The organism is Noviherbaspirillum sp., from assembly GCF_035254685.1.
Lineage (GTDB): Bacteria > Pseudomonadota > Gammaproteobacteria > Burkholderiales > Burkholderiaceae_D > Noviherbaspirillum.
Genome location: NZ_DATFAI010000017.1, coordinates 68,929 through 82,325, shown reverse-complemented (window position 1 = coordinate 82,325; position 13,397 = coordinate 68,929). Strand labels below are relative to the sequence as shown.

Genomic DNA, 13,397 nt, shown 5'->3' with positions numbered 1-13,397 from the left:
CGCAGTGTCATCTCCACGTCAATGTATCGGAATTAACGCGGTAGAATCGAAGCAAAAGGAGACGACCATGACACTCATGACTCATTCGACCCAGGCTTCCGCGCCGAAGAAACCCTTGCCCGAGGAACTGGTAGCGGCACTCGCCACGCTGTTCGAAGACCGCTTCTCCACCTCCGAAGCCATGCGCGAACACCATGGTCGTGATGAATCCTCCTACGATCCGATGCTGCCGGATGCCGTGGTCTTCGCGCAGACTACCGAGGAAGTGGCCGAGGTGGTGAAGCTGTGCGGCAACCATGACGTGCCCATCATTCCCTACGGCACCGGCACCTCGCTCGAAGGCCATGTGCTCGCCTTGCGCGGCGGCGTCACGATCGACCTGTCACAGATGAACCAGGTGCTGGCCGTGCATGCGGAAGACCAGACCGCGACCGTGCAGGCCGGCGTGACGCGCAAGCAATTGAACCAGGAGATCAAGGACACCGGCCTGTTCTTCCCGATCGATCCGGGCGCCGACGCGTCGCTGGGCGGCATGGCCGCCACCCGCGCCTCGGGCACCAATGCCGTGCGCTACGGCACCATGCGCGAGAACACGCTCGCGCTCACTGTCGTCACGGCGGATGGGCGCATCATCAAGACCGGCACCCGCGCCAGGAAGTCCTCCGCCGGCTACGACCTCACGCGCATTTTCGTCGGCAGCGAAGGCACGCTCGGCATCATCACCGAAGTCACTGTCCGGTTGTACCCGCAGCCGGAAGCGGTATCCGCGGCCGTGTGCTCCTTCCCGAGCACCGCCGATGCCGTCAATACCGTCATCCAGACCATCCAGATGGGCGTACCGATCGCGCGCGTTGAATTTCTCGACGAGAGCTCCGTGCGCTCCATCAACGCCTACGACAAGATGAACCTGCCGGTGAAGCCGCTCTTGCTGTTCGAATTCCATGGCAGCGAAGCAGGCGTAAAGGAACATGCGCAAGTCGTGCAGGACATTGCCGCTGAGCACGGCGCCAGCGGCTTCGAATGGGCGACGAGGCCGGAGGAGCGCTCGCGTCTCTGGGCCGCGCGCCACAACGCCTATTTCGCGATGCTGCAGATGCGGCCGGGCGGGCGTGCCATCACCACCGATTGCTGCGTCCCGATCTCGCGCCTCGCCGAGTGCATTCTCGATACGCAGGCCGATTGTGAAAAGAATGGCATGATCTATTCCGTCCTTGGTCATGTGGGCGACGGCAATTTCCATGTGCTGATGATGATCGATCCGCACGACCCTGCGGAGGTGGCGAAGGCTGAAGGCATCAATGCGCGCATGGTGGCGCGCGCAATCGCCATGGACGGCACCTGCACCGGCGAGCACGGCGTGGGACTGCACAAGATGGATTTCCTCGTGCAGGAGCACGGGGTGGAGGCGATCCAAAGCATGCGCACGCTCAAGCATGCATTTGATCCCAAAAACATATTGAACCCCGGTAAAATCATCAGTTACTGAGCGGGTGCGCGACGGTGTTCGGACCGGACTGGCGGCAGCTCCACTTTCCATCGAGTCTTCATCATGGCCATACGCCTCCCGCCGGTTCACGCACTCTCCGCCTTCGAAGCGGCCGCACGTCATGGTTCCTTCGCGGTCGCTGCCGAGGAGCTGTGCATCACGCCATCGGCCTTGTCGCACCGCATACGCCTGCTGGAGGATTTTGTCGGCGAGCGGCTGTTCCTGCGTGATGGCCGCACGGTCAGCCTGTCGGAGTTCGGACGACGCTACCTCGATGTGGTGAGGGCGGCATTGCGCACCCTGACCGATTTCCCGCTGCCGCATCGCACCGCGCCCGTGCAGCCTCGCATCAAGATCACGGTGCCGCCGACTTTCTCGCGCTGCCTGCTGGTGCCGCGCCTGGCGGAGTTCACCGCGCAATATCCCGATATCGTGATCGAAGTGTTTCTGTCGGTGCCGCTGTACGACCTGAGCCTGTCCGAGAGCGATGTCGAAGTGCGTTTCGGCGCCGGCAAGTATCCGGACCTCGTAACGGAGAAACTGTTCGAAGAGCCGACATTTACCGTCGCCAGCCCGAAGTACCTGGAGACGATTGGTGGCCTGAAAACGCCGGCCGACCTGCAGAAGGCGATCTTGCTGCGCTCCGCACTGGAGCCGTGGCAGCCGTGGTTCGAAGTGGCAGGACTGGACTGGGCGGAACCTTCAGTCGGCTTGCGCTTCGACGACCTCGGGCTCCTGCTGGAATCCGTGCGGCACGGCCACGGCGTAGGGCTCACGCGACAGCATTTCGCGCAGAACATGATCGCCAGCGGCGAAGTAGTGCAGATATTTCCCGATATCGTTTTGAAAACACCGCCGCATGCCTACTACGTGGTCTATGAGCAGCATGTGCGGGACCGGCCCGAGGTCGGCGCCTTTGTCGACTGGTTGCTGAACACATTTCGCACCGCCTGAGCATCGCTGCTTCAAGACCGGCGGCGTTGCTTGAAATAGTAGCAACACACTTCGAGCGAAGCTTGCCATGCCTCCCTGCAGAATGCCGCGGATCCGCGCATAATTCCACTCACCGGTTTTCTCCATCGTAATGAAATGGCAAGCTAATGCCTGGTGCATGGCATTTGCCTGAAAAATATTCACTGCAACGGGCAAAGCTTTTCAGGCGCGCGAGCGCCGTGGATCCGCCCCGGCAGCATGGTATTTCGCTACACTCTTGCGCTAACCAGTAGGAATACACATGAACGCCCCCTCTCCAATCCAATTCACCGTCGAACGGCAGCGTGAAGTCGTCCACGCCTTGCGTGCACAGCTGCCGGAAAGCTGCGTGCTGTTCAATGAAGAAGATACGCGGCCGTACGAATGCGACGGCCTGTCAGCCTTTCGCCAGTTGCCGATGGTGGTGGTGCTGCCGCAGACCGAAGCACAAGTCGTTGCCATCCTGAACACCTGCCGCGAGCTCAAGGTGCCGATCGTGCCGCGCGGCGCGGGCACAGGGCTGTCGGGCGGCGCGATGCCGATCGTGGATGGCGTGGTGCTCTCCACCGCCAGGTTCAACAAGATCCTGAAGCTCGATCCGTATGCACGCACCGCGATCGTGCAGCCGGGCGTGCGCAATCTCGCAATTTCCGATGCCGCCGCCGCGCACGGCCTGTACTACGCGCCCGATCCCTCATCGCAGATCGCCTGCACCATCGGCGGCAATGTCGCCGAGAACTCGGGTGGCGTGCACTGCCTGAAGTACGGACTGACGGTGCACAACGTCCTGCGCGTCCGCATGGTGACCATCGACGGCGAGATTGTCGAACTCGGCAGCGAGGCGCTGGATGCGCCCGGCCTTGATCTGCTCGCAGTGTTCATCGGCTCCGAAGGCATGCTCGGTGTAGTCACCGAGGTGACCGTGAAGCTGGTGCCGAAGCCGCAGACTGCGCGCGTGATCATGGCCTCCTTCGACGACGTGGTGAAGGGCGGCGACGCGGTGGCGGAAGTGATCGCGGCCGGCATCATTCCGGCCGGGCTGGAGATGATGGACAAGACCTCGTCGCGCATGGTCGAGCCCTTCGTGAAGGCGGGCTACGACACCGAGGCGGAAGCCATCCTGCTGTGCGAATCGGATGGCATGCCGGAAGAAGTGGAAGAGGAGATCGCGCGCATGAGCGAGGTGCTGAAATCCTCTGGTGCGACCGCCATCTCCGTCTCGCAGAACGAGGCAGAGCGCTTGAGATTCTGGTCCGGCCGCAAGAATGCCTTCCCTGCGGCGGGACGCATTTCACCGGACTACTACTGCATGGACGGCACGATTCCGCGCAAGCGGCTTGCTGAAGTCCTGATCGCCATCACCGAGATGGAAAAGAAGTACGGCCTGCGCTGCGCCAACGTGTTCCATGCGGGCGACGGCAACCTGCATCCGCTGATCCTGTTCGATGCCAACAAGGAAGGCGAGTTCGAGCGTGCCGAAGCGTTCGGTGCCGACATCCTCGAGATGTCGGTGAAGGTCGGCGGCACCATCACCGGCGAACATGGTGTGGGCATCGAGAAGATCAACTCGATGTGCGTGCAGTTTTCGCCGAAAGAACTCGAAGCCTTTCGCGCCGTCAAGCGCGCGTTCGATACTCCCGTGCTGCTCAACCCTGACAAGGCGATCCCGACGCTCAACCGTTGCGCCGAATACGGCAAGATGCGCGTGACCGGCGGCCAGACGAAATTCGCTCATTTGCCGCGCTTCTGACTGGAACAAGAATGGATCAGGCATTACAACAATTCCGCGAGCGGATCGCTTCGGCAACCGCGAACAAGACACCGCTGCGCATTCGCGGCGGTGGCAGCAAGGACTGGTACGGGCAGGCGCTGCAGGGCGAGATTCTCGACACGCGCCACCATACCGGCATCCTCGCGTACGACCCGACCGAACTGGTGATCACGGCGCGCTGCGGCACGCCGCTGGCCGAGATCGAAGCTGCTCTCGCCGAGCGCAACCAGATGCTCGCCTTCGAACCGCCGCGCTTCGGTGCTGATTCCACCATCGGCGGCGTCGTCGCTGCCGGCCTGTCCGGCCCGCGTCGCCAGGCGGTAGGCGCTGTGCGCGACTTCGTGCTCGGTGCTGTGCTCATGGATGGGCATGGCGAAGTGCTGCGCTTTGGTGGCCAGGTGATGAAGAATGTTGCGGGCTATGATGTGTCGCGCCTGTTGGCGGGTTCGCTCGGTACGCTCGGCCTGATTCTCGAAGTTTCGTTGAAAGTGTTGCCCAAGCCTTTCTACGAAACGACGCTGCGCTTCGAGATGCGCAAGACCGAGGCCATCAAGCAGCTCAACCAGTGGGGCGGCCAGCCGCTTCCGATCTCGGCCAGCGCATGGCATGGCGGCGTGCTCATCGTGCGCCTGTCCGGCGCCGAGGCGGCGGTGAAGGCGGCCGTGCAGAAGATGGGCGGCGAACAGGAAGCGCAAGCGGACATCTTTTGGAACGAACTGCGCGACCACGGTAACCAGTACTTCAGCGCGACCAGCGGCCCGACTGCCTTGTGGCGCTTGTCCGTGCCGCCGACCACGCCGCCGCTGGCGCTGGAAGGCGAGCAGCTGATGGAGTGGGGCGGCGCGCAACGCTGGCTTCGCACCGAGCTCGACGCGGCCACCATCCGCTCTGCCGCCTCGCAAGCCGGAGGTCACGCGACCCTGTTCCGTGGCGGCGACAAGAGCGTGGGCGTGTTCCATCCGCTCGCACCGGCGGTTGCGAAAATCCATCGCAACCTGAAGAACGCATTCGATCCGTCCGGCATTTTCAACCCCGGCCGGATGTACACCGATTTCTGACCATGCAAACCAAGCTCGCTGATTTCATCAGGAACACGCGCGCCGGCGAAGAAGCCGATGCGATCCTGCGCAAGTGCGTGCATTGCGGCTTCTGTACCGCGACATGCCCGACCTACCAACTGCTCGGCGATGAGCTCGACGGCCCGCGCGGCCGTATCTATCTGATCAAGCAGGTACTGGAAGGCAAGCCCGCGACGCAGAAGACACTGGCGCACCTGGACCGCTGCCTGACTTGCCGCAATTGCGAGTCGACCTGTCCGTCCGGCGTGCAGTACGGGAATCTGGTTGATATCGGCCGCAAGATCGTGGAAGAGCAGGTGCAGCGCCCCATGTCGCAGCGTATCGTGCGCACGGTACTGAAGGAAGCGCTGCCGCGCAAATGGCTGTTCACGCCGGCGATGAAAACCGGTCAGCTGATGCGGCCGTTGCTGCCGAAATCCTTGCGCAACAAGGTGCCGGAGAAGCAGGATGCCGGCAAGTGGCCGAGGACGGAGCACGCACGCAAGATGCTGCTGCTCGACGGCTGCGTGCAGCCCGCGATGGCGCCGAACATCAATGCCGCGACGGCGCGCGTACTCGATGCGCTCGGCGTGCAATTGATCGTCGCACCGAAGGAAGGCTGCTGCGGCGCGATCCGCTATCACATGAATGACCAGGAAGGCGGCCTCAACGACATGCGCAACAACATCGATGCATGGTGGCCGTATGTTGAAGCCGGTGTGGAAGCGATCGTGATGACGGCGTCCGGCTGCGGCGTGACCGTCAAGGAGTATGGCCATCATCTCGCGCATGACGAGAAATATGCGGCCAAGGCCAAGCGCATTTCGGAACTGACGAAGGACCTGAGCGAGATCATGCCGGCCTTCGAGCAGGATCTGCAGAAAAAGCTCGATGGCAAGATCAGGAAGCGCGTTGCCTTTCATCCGCCCTGCAGCCTGCAGCATGGCCAGCAGATTCGCGGCAAGGTGGAAGGCGTGCTGCGCGCAGTGGGCGTCGATGTGAACCTGTGCCAGGATAGCCACCTGTGCTGCGGTTCCGCCGGCACCTATTCGGTGCTGCAGCCGGAGCTTGCCTACAAGCTGCGCGATAACAAGCTGGCCAACCTGGAAGCGACCAAACCGGAGATGATCGTGTCTGCCAACATCGGCTGCCAGACGCATCTGCAGTCGGGAACCGCGACCCCGGTGAAGCACTGGATCGAGCTGATCGACAAAGCGCTGACTGCCATCTGATATTCAGGCGACGAATGTTCGCCATGAGAAACCGTGATTGGATTTATGACTGGTGCATCCCTATACTGCAATCAAGAAGGTTGATTGTTGAAAGGAAGCATCATGAACGTCGTACCAGTTGTCGTTATCGGAACCCTGGTTGTATTTGGACTCTTCGAGGCATTTGCATTCGGTCTGTTGAAGGACAAGAGGCGGCACATGATGCATTGGCACCTGAAGTAAGGCAGGCGATGCAACAAGGTAACCGGGGAATGCAAATGGGCGCCGAGGCGCCCATTTCTTTTTGTCCGATCGTTTTATTCGGCAAGCAGTTTCTCGATGTCCCGCATCAGTTCTTTCGGTTCGGTCTGTGGCGCATAGCGCTTGAACACCGTGCCATCCTTCCGCACCAGGAATTTGGTGAAATTCCACTTGATCGCTTCGCTGCCCATGAGGCCGCGCGCTTCGCTTTTCAAATGCTTGTAGAGCGGATGGGCGTTATCGCCATTGACGTCGATCTTCTCGAAGAGCGGGAAGGTGACACCGTAGTTCTTCTCGCAAAAGGTGCCGATTTCCTCTGCCGTGCCCGGCTCCTGCGCGCCGAACTGATTGCAGGGAAAGCCAAGCACTTCAACGCCCTTGTCCCTGAACTGCTCGTAGACCTGTTCCAGGCCCTTGTACTGCGGCGTGAAACCGCAATTACTGGCCGTATTGACAATCAACAGCACCTTGCCCCGATAGGCCTTCAGGTCTATCGGTTTGCCGTCGAGGCTTTTTGCGTTGAAGTCGTAAACAGTCGTCATCCCAGTCGTCACACAATCCCCAGGTGTTCGGTGCCCTTGCTCAGGTCGCGGCCCTTCGCATCCTTGCTCTGCAGCTTGATGGTCAAGCGCAGGTCATTGACCGAATCGGCATTGCGCAACGCGTCTTCGTAGGAGATCTTGCCCGCCTCGTAAAGATCGAACAAGGCCTGGTCGAAGGTCTGCATGCCGAGCTCACGCGACTTCTTCATGATTTCCTTGATCTCGTGCACCTCGCCCTTGAAGATGAGGTCCGAAACCAGCGGCGAGTTCAACATTATCTCGACGGCGGCGCAGCGCCCCTTGATATCCTTCAAGGGAATGAGGCGTTGTGAAATCAATCCCTTCAGGTTGAGCGACAAATCCATCAGCAGCTGCTGCCGGCGTTCTTCCGGGAAGAAGTTGATGATGCGGTCCAGCGCCTGGTTGGCGCTGTTGGCATGCAGCGTGGCAAGGCAAAGGTGGCCGGTTTCGGCGAAGGCGATCGCATAGTCCATGGTTTCGCGGTCGCGGATTTCGCCGATCAGGATCACGTCCGGCGCCTGGCGCAACGTGTTCTTCAGCGCAGTGAACCAGTCGGCGGTATCGACGCCGACCTCGCGCTGCGTCACGATGCAGTTCTTGTGCGGATGGACATACTCCACCGGGTCTTCGATGGTGATGATGTGGCCATAGCTGTTTTCGTTGCGATAGCCGACCATGCCCGCGAGCGTGGTTGATTTACCGGAACCGGTCGCGCCCACCATGATCACCAGCCCGCGCTTGGTCATCGCGATTTCCTTCAGCACGTCCGGTACGCCGAGGTCTTCCAGTTTCGGAATCGCGGTCGTGATGGTACGCAGCACCATACCGACCTTTCCTTGCTGCACGAATGCCGAGACGCGGAAACGGCCGAGGCCGCCCGGGCTGATCGCGAAGTTGCATTCCTTGCTGGCTTCGAATTCCGCCGCCTGCTTGTCGTTCATGATGGCGCGCGCGAGTTCTATGGTATGCGTCGGCGTCAGCGGCTGGTTCGACACCGGCGTCATCTTGCCGTCGATCTTGAACGCCGGCGGAAAATCGGCCGTGATGAAAAGGTCGGAGCCGTTCTTGCTGAGCATCAGCCGCAGCAGGTCGTGCATGAATTTCGTCGCCTGGTCCCGTTCCATGATGTTTCCTTTGTCGGCTAGTGCTTTGTTTGAATCGTAGATCAAAAGCTATGTCCACGGAAAACACGAAAAACACGAAAGGAAACAATCTGTCTCAGGTTCCCTTTGGCGCGAGAGCTTTTTCGAGCCAGGAACTTTTCGTGTCTTTCGTGTTTTCCGTGGACAAGGGTTTTAAAACACAGGTAATCCGCAGACTACCCCGGGAAGTTCTCCGGAATCTTCGCCGCAGCGCGTGCAGCAGCCGGTGAAATCACATTGCGGCGTACCAGGTCGGTCAGGTTCTGGTCGAGCGTTTGCATGCCGACGTTCTGGCCGGTCTGGATGGCGGAATACATTTGCGCCACTTTCGCTTCGCGGATCAGGTTGCGGATCGCGGGCGTGCCGAGCATGATCTCGTGCGCGGCAACGCGGCCGCTGCCGTCCTTGGTCTTGAGCAGGGTCTGCGAAATCACCGCCTGCAGCGACTCGGACAGCATGGCGCGGATCATTTCCTTTTCTTCCGCCGGGAACACGTCGACGATACGGTCGATGGTCTTTGCCGCGGAGGAGGTATGCAGCGTGCCGAACACGAGGTGGCCGGTTTCGGCGGCGGTCATCGCGAGGCGGATCGTTTCAAGGTCGCGCAATTCGCCGACCAGGATCGCGTCCGGGTCTTCACGCAGGGCGGAACGCAAGGCGTTCTGGAACGACATGGTGTGCGGGCCGACTTCGCGCTGATTGATCAGGCACTTCTTTGATTCATGCACGAATTCGATCGGGTCCTCGACCGTGAGGATGTGACCGTACTCGGTTTCGTTCAGGTGGTTGATCATTGCCGCCAGCGTGGTCGATTTGCCCGAGCCGGTGGGGCCGGTCACCAGCACCAGGCCGCGCGGTTTCAGCGCGAGTTCGGTGAAGATCTTGGGCGCATGCAGCTGTTCCAGCGTCAGCACTTTCGACGGAATGGTACGCAGCACCGCCGCAGCGCCGCGGTCCTGGTTGAACGCATTTACGCGGAAGCGCGCCAGGCCCGGGATGGCAAAGGAGAAGTCACATTCGAGCACTTCCTCATACGCCTTGCGCTGGCCGTCGTTCATGATGTCATAAATCATGCCGTGCACGTCGCGATGCTCCAGCGGCGGCAGGTTGATGCGGCGAACATCGCCATGCACGCGGATCATCGGCGGCAAGCCGGCGGACAGGTGCAGGTCGGATGCGCCGTTCTTGACGGCAAAGGCTAGAAGTTCGGAAATGTCCATTTATAATCCCAAGGCTGACACCAGCCCATCATGAAAACGTAAAAGCAACACCGCAAGGTGTTGCTCAATGCAAACTGATTATGTCCTCAATCTCCGACAACTTGCAAGCCGTCAAGGATCGTATTGCCACAGCCGCGCGCGAAGCGGGGCGCGACCCGCAAGACGTCCGCCTGCTGGCCGTTTCCAAGACTTTCGGCCCGGATGCAGTGCTGGAAGCGGCACACGCGGGCCAGCGCGCCTTCGGCGAGAACTATCTGCAGGAAGCACTCGACAAGATCAGCGCCGTGCGCGAAGCGCAACCGGATTTGTTGCTGGAATGGCATTTCATCGGCCCGATCCAGAGCAACAAGACGCGGCCGATTGCCGAGCAATTCGACTGGGTGCATTCGGTCGAACGTGAAAAGATCGCGCAGCGCCTGTCCGAACAGCGGCCGTCGCAGCTGCCGCCCTTGAACATCTGCCTGCAGGTCAACATCAGCGGCGAGGCCAGCAAGAGCGGCGTCGCGCCGGAAGAAGTGCTGGCGCTCGCGCAGAAAGTGGCGAGCATGCCTCACCTGAAGCTGCGCGGCCTGATGGCGATCCCGGAACCCGAAGGCGATATCGACCGGCAGCGTCTTCCATTCCGGAAGATGCGCCTCTTGATGGACGAACTACGCGCGCATGGACTCGAACTGGATACCCTCTCGATGGGCATGTCTGCCGACATGGACGCCGCGATCGCGGAAGGCGCGACCATCGTGAGGGTAGGAACGGCAATCTTTGGACAAAGGCATTATGCAAACTAAGCTGAAAATCGCATTCATTGGCGGCGGCAACATGGCCACCGCCCTCATCGGCGGCCTCGCCGGCAAACTGACTGCAGGAGAAAACATCCATGTCGTCGATGTGAACCCGGAAGCGCTGGGGAAGCTGCAACAGCAATTCGGCGTGAGCACCGCGCAGCAGATCGATGCAACGCTGAAGCAGAGCGATGTCATCGTGCTCGCCGTGAAGCCGCAGCAGATGAAGGACGTGGTCGCGCAACTGCAGCCGCATATCGCTTCGCAGCTGGTGCTGTCGATTGCGGCGGGCATCCGCGCGATGGATCTGTCGCGCTGGATGAACGGGCATAGCGCCATCGTGCGTACCATGCCCAATACGCCGGCGCTCATCGGCAAGGGCATCACCGGGATGGTGGCGTTATCTGGCGTGTCCCAGGCGCAGCGCGATGCGGCCGATGCGATCATGCGCGCGGTCGGCGCGACGGTGTGGCTGGATGATGAATCACTGATCGACCCCGTGACCGCAGTTTCCGGCAGCGGCCCGGCCTACGTGTTCTATTTCATAGAGTCGATGCAGCAGGCCGCGCAGGAAATGGGACTGACTGCGGAGCAGGGCACGCAGCTGGCGATTGCCACCTTCGTCGGTGCGTCGCAGCTTGCGGCGCAATCGACGGAACCCGTGTCCGTGCTGCGCGAGCGAGTCACGTCGAAAGGCGGGACCACCTACGCCGCGCTCACCAGCATGGATGCGAGCGACGTGAAAGGCGCCATCGTCAAGGCATTGAAAGCAGCGGCGGCGCGCGGCAAGGAACTGGGCGAGGAATTCGGCCGCGATTGAACAAAGCGGCTAGCGCGGCAGCAAGGCTTGCAGGCCTGGTCCGAGCGTGCGCCAGCTACGCAGGCCGGCCGATCCCAGCCGCAGCAATGACGACAGGCGGCGCGGGCGGACCAGCATCACTCCGAATGCAGCTGCAGCGAGCCATCCGGGATGCTGCCGCACGCGATCGAGAATGCGCAGACCAACTTCGACCGATTGCATGTCATGCTTCAGCGGTTGCATCTGCATCGACAGCTCGGCGCGTTGCAGGAGGCATTTCGCAAGCAGTTGCGTGCGCTTCAGTGCAAGCTGTTCGGCGCGGGTCTTCATGCGGGCGGCTGCAGCATTTCGCGATCGCGCGACAGCTCTTTCGCCGTATGCGCCAGCAGCTTCGGTTTCACCTGGACTTGCCGGCGCGCGCGCAGGCCGATGAAGGCGCCAACGATCCCGAATAGAACGATCAGCGTCAGCAGCACGCCGACGCGATGCGTATCCCAATAGAGCGTGACGGCCAGTAGCACCCCAAGCACCACCGCGATGCCGACGCAGAACATTGCCGCGAGCGACAGGATCAGGCAGGAGAAATAGCGCAGCGACTCTTCCTCGACTTCCGTCGCTGCTAGTTCGATGCGCGTCTGTACGATGGCAAGAAGCGAGGCTGCGAGCCGCGCCACCGATTCGGAAACCGCCATGCCGTCAGCGGCGGCCGAGCCAGAGGCCGACAACCACGCCGGCCAGGGCGCCGATACCCACGGACTGCCAGGGATGGTCCTGAACGTAGCGGTCGGTGGTTTCCATGGCATCGCGCGCGCCGGCGGTCACGCTCTCTTCCAGCGCGGACAAGCCATTTCGCGCGGTCCCCAGCGTGGTTTCGAATCGGGCGCGTGCGGCACGATAGCCTTCATCGACTTGCTGACTGGTGTTTCTGAGCAAGTCTTCCGCGTCCTTGATCACCAGCCTCAGGTCGTCGAGCAAGCGATCACGCATCAGGCTGCGTCCGTTCGATTCCATTCCACACCTCCTGTCCAAGATGAGCTTCCTGCAGTGTAAGTAACAGGAGGGTGTCGATTTTGCGCGGTGTCAAACTGTCCAGCGGACACCGCGTAATGCGGTATCAGCGCATGGCGAAGTCGAGGGCGATGCCTGCAAACACGGCCGCGCCGAGCCAGTTGTTGTGACGGAATGCCGCGAAGCATCTCATGCGGTCGCGTGTGTGGATCAGGGTGTAGTGATACAGGGCGCATATGGCTGCGACCAGCATTCCGCCGATAAACCACATGCGCAAACCGTATTGCCAGCCGACGACCAGAATGATCGCAAAGGTGACGGCGTAGCACAGCATGACCGCCATTACATCGAAACGGCCGAAGGTGATTGCCGAGGTCTTGATGCCGATCTTCAGATCGTCGTCGCGATCGACCATCGCGTATTCGGTGTCATAAGCGACGGCCCAGAAAATGTTGGCGACCAGCAGTAACCACGCGGCGGGTGGCACGGTGTCGAGCACCGCGGCGAAGGCCATCGGAATGCCGAAGCCGAACGCAATGCCGAGATAAGCCTGCGGAATCGCGAAGAAACGCTTGAAGTACGGGTAGCTGCCGGCGATCAAGATCGCAGCGACCGACAGCAGCTTTGTCAGCGTGTTGAGCGGCAGGATCAGCGCGAAGGAAATGAGCGCCAGCACGACGGCGACCATGACGGCTTCCCAGGCGGCGATCTTGCCGCTGGTGAGCGGGCGCTCCGCCGTGCGCTTCACATGCTTGTCGAAGTCACGATCGGCAAAGTCATTGATCGCGCAACCCGCCGAACGCATGAGTACCGTGCCGATGGTAAAAATCGCGACCAGCTTCCAGTCAGGCTTGCCGTTTGAAGCAAGCCACAGGGCCCATAACGTTGGCCATAACAGGAGCAGGCTGCCGATCGGCTTGTCGATCCGGACCAGGCGGGCATAGAGGGAAAGTCGGTTCATGACTATGAATTCAATCAGGAAAAAACAGAATGACAACAAGAATCCTGCAGAAGGGCTACACTTGCTTTTCCGGCGCTTCCGATTCCTGGAGCCGGTTTGCAAATCTGCTGCACAAGCAGATTTGCAAACCGGTTCTTATTGCGATGCAAAATCGAATTATAAGCGC

General features: G+C 60.9%; 14 protein-coding genes. 7 read left to right on the top strand and 7 right to left on the bottom strand.

Going from position 1 to position 13,397, the window contains the following annotated elements; genetic code table 11:
• The first annotated feature begins 76 nt into the window (after nt 1-76).
• From VJ698_RS04850 to glcF, 5 genes are all read left to right on the top strand, one after another.
• A complete protein-coding gene (locus tag VJ698_RS04850; RefSeq protein WP_324101662.1) occupies nt 77-1,486 on the top strand; it encodes an FAD-binding oxidoreductase in 1,410 nt (469 codons plus the stop codon).
• Nucleotides 1,487-1,549: 63 nt separating this feature from the next.
• Complete coding sequence (locus VJ698_RS04845; RefSeq protein WP_324101575.1) at nt 1,550-2,440, top strand: LysR substrate-binding domain-containing protein; 891 nt, start codon at nt 1,550-1,552, stop codon at nt 2,438-2,440.
• A gap of 280 nt (nt 2,441-2,720) precedes the next feature.
• The gene (locus VJ698_RS04840; protein WP_324101574.1) at nt 2,721-4,208 is read left to right on the top strand and encodes an FAD-linked oxidase C-terminal domain-containing protein; all 1,488 of its coding nucleotides are present in this window, start codon (nt 2,721-2,723) and stop codon (nt 4,206-4,208) included.
• 11 nt (nt 4,209-4,219) lie between these two features.
• The gene (gene glcE, locus VJ698_RS04835) at nt 4,220-5,287 is read left to right on the top strand and encodes a glycolate oxidase subunit GlcE (RefSeq protein WP_324101572.1); all 1,068 of its coding nucleotides are present in this window, start codon (nt 4,220-4,222) and stop codon (nt 5,285-5,287) included.
• Between the two features lie 2 nt (nt 5,288-5,289).
• A complete protein-coding gene (glcF, locus tag VJ698_RS04830; RefSeq protein ID WP_324101571.1) occupies nt 5,290-6,519 on the top strand; it encodes a glycolate oxidase subunit GlcF in 1,230 nt (409 codons plus the stop codon).
• 296 nt (nt 6,520-6,815) lie between these two features.
• Here glcF and VJ698_RS04825 read toward each other — a convergent pair whose 3' ends face one another.
• From VJ698_RS04825 to VJ698_RS04815, 3 genes are all read right to left on the bottom strand, one after another.
• Complete coding sequence (locus VJ698_RS04825; RefSeq protein ID WP_324101570.1) at nt 6,816-7,301, bottom strand: glutathione peroxidase; 486 nt, start codon at nt 7,299-7,301, stop codon at nt 6,816-6,818.
• Nucleotides 7,302-7,309: 8 nt separating this feature from the next.
• Nucleotides 7,310-8,446 (bottom strand): PilT/PilU family type 4a pilus ATPase, encoded by a 1,137-nt coding sequence (locus VJ698_RS04820; RefSeq protein ID WP_324101568.1) that lies wholly within the window; start codon nt 8,444-8,446, stop codon nt 7,310-7,312.
• Nucleotides 8,447-8,640: 194 nt separating this feature from the next.
• Nucleotides 8,641-9,684 carry a type IV pilus twitching motility protein PilT gene (locus VJ698_RS04815; protein WP_324101567.1) on the bottom strand — a complete coding sequence of 348 codons (1,044 nt, stop codon included), beginning with the start codon at nt 9,682-9,684 and terminating at the stop codon, nt 8,641-8,643.
• An 80-nt stretch (nt 9,685-9,764) separates the two neighbouring features.
• Here VJ698_RS04815 and VJ698_RS04810 point away from each other — a divergent pair, with 80 nt between their 5' ends.
• Together VJ698_RS04810 and proC are read left to right on the top strand one after the other, a co-directional pair.
• Nucleotides 9,765-10,469 carry a YggS family pyridoxal phosphate-dependent enzyme gene (locus VJ698_RS04810; RefSeq protein WP_324101566.1) on the top strand — a complete coding sequence of 235 codons (705 nt, stop codon included), beginning with the start codon at nt 9,765-9,767 and terminating at the stop codon, nt 10,467-10,469.
• Nucleotides 10,459-11,283 (top strand): pyrroline-5-carboxylate reductase, encoded by an 825-nt coding sequence (gene proC / locus VJ698_RS04805; protein WP_324101565.1) that lies wholly within the window; start codon nt 10,459-10,461, stop codon nt 11,281-11,283. The genes VJ698_RS04810 and proC overlap by 11 nt, the downstream gene beginning before the upstream one ends.
• Before the next feature lie 9 nt (nt 11,284-11,292).
• Here proC and VJ698_RS04800 read toward each other — a convergent pair whose 3' ends face one another.
• The 4 genes from VJ698_RS04800 to ubiA all read right to left on the bottom strand — a co-directional run bounded on the left by VJ698_RS04800 (nt 11,293) and on the right by ubiA (nt 13,231).
• Nucleotides 11,293-11,592, bottom strand: coding sequence for a YqjK family protein (locus VJ698_RS04800; protein ID WP_324101563.1), 300 nt, complete (start codon nt 11,590-11,592; stop codon nt 11,293-11,295).
• Nucleotides 11,589-11,954 (bottom strand): phage holin family protein, encoded by a 366-nt coding sequence (locus VJ698_RS04795; RefSeq protein ID WP_324101562.1) that lies wholly within the window; start codon nt 11,952-11,954, stop codon nt 11,589-11,591. Before VJ698_RS04795 ends, VJ698_RS04800 begins: the two co-directional genes overlap by 4 nt.
• 4 nt (nt 11,955-11,958) lie before the next feature.
• Entirely contained in the window at nt 11,959-12,273 is a 315-nt protein-coding gene (locus tag VJ698_RS04790) for a DUF883 family protein (protein ID WP_324101561.1), read from the bottom strand.
• A 103-nt stretch (nt 12,274-12,376) separates the two neighbouring features.
• A complete protein-coding gene (gene ubiA / locus VJ698_RS04785) occupies nt 12,377-13,231 on the bottom strand; it encodes a 4-hydroxybenzoate octaprenyltransferase (protein WP_324101560.1) in 855 nt (284 codons plus the stop codon).
• Between the last annotated feature and the right edge of the window lie 166 nt (nt 13,232-13,397).

Bases quoted from the DNA above. Each gene is read 5' to 3' on its own strand.
- glcF (WP_324101571.1), top strand. From the start codon at position 5,290: ATGCAAACCAAGCTCGCTGATTTCATCAGGAACACGCGCGCCGGCGAA.
- VJ698_RS04840 (WP_324101574.1), top strand. From the start codon at position 2,721: ATGAACGCCCCCTCTCCAATCCAATTCACCGTCGAACGGCAGCGTGAA.
- proC (WP_324101565.1), top strand. From the start codon at position 10,459: ATGCAAACTAAGCTGAAAATCGCATTCATTGGCGGCGGCAACATGGCC.
- VJ698_RS04825 (WP_324101570.1), bottom strand. From the start codon at position 7,301: ATGACGACTGTTTACGACTTCAACGCAAAAAGCCTCGACGGCAAACCG.
- VJ698_RS04810 (WP_324101566.1), top strand. From the start codon at position 9,765: ATGTCCTCAATCTCCGACAACTTGCAAGCCGTCAAGGATCGTATTGCC.
- VJ698_RS04815 (WP_324101567.1), bottom strand. From the start codon at position 9,684: ATGGACATTTCCGAACTTCTAGCCTTTGCCGTCAAGAACGGCGCATCC.
- VJ698_RS04790 (WP_324101561.1), bottom strand. From the start codon at position 12,273: ATGGAATCGAACGGACGCAGCCTGATGCGTGATCGCTTGCTCGACGAC.
- glcE (WP_324101572.1), top strand. From the start codon at position 4,220: ATGGATCAGGCATTACAACAATTCCGCGAGCGGATCGCTTCGGCAACC.
- VJ698_RS04820 (WP_324101568.1), bottom strand. From the start codon at position 8,446: ATGGAACGGGACCAGGCGACGAAATTCATGCACGACCTGCTGCGGCTG.
- VJ698_RS04850 (WP_324101662.1), top strand. From the start codon at position 77: ATGACTCATTCGACCCAGGCTTCCGCGCCGAAGAAACCCTTGCCCGAG.
- VJ698_RS04845 (WP_324101575.1), top strand. From the start codon at position 1,550: ATGGCCATACGCCTCCCGCCGGTTCACGCACTCTCCGCCTTCGAAGCG.
- VJ698_RS04800 (WP_324101563.1), bottom strand. From the start codon at position 11,592: ATGAAGACCCGCGCCGAACAGCTTGCACTGAAGCGCACGCAACTGCTT.
- ubiA (WP_324101560.1), bottom strand. From the start codon at position 13,231: ATGAACCGACTTTCCCTCTATGCCCGCCTGGTCCGGATCGACAAGCCG.
- VJ698_RS04795 (WP_324101562.1), bottom strand. From the start codon at position 11,954: ATGGCGGTTTCCGAATCGGTGGCGCGGCTCGCAGCCTCGCTTCTTGCC.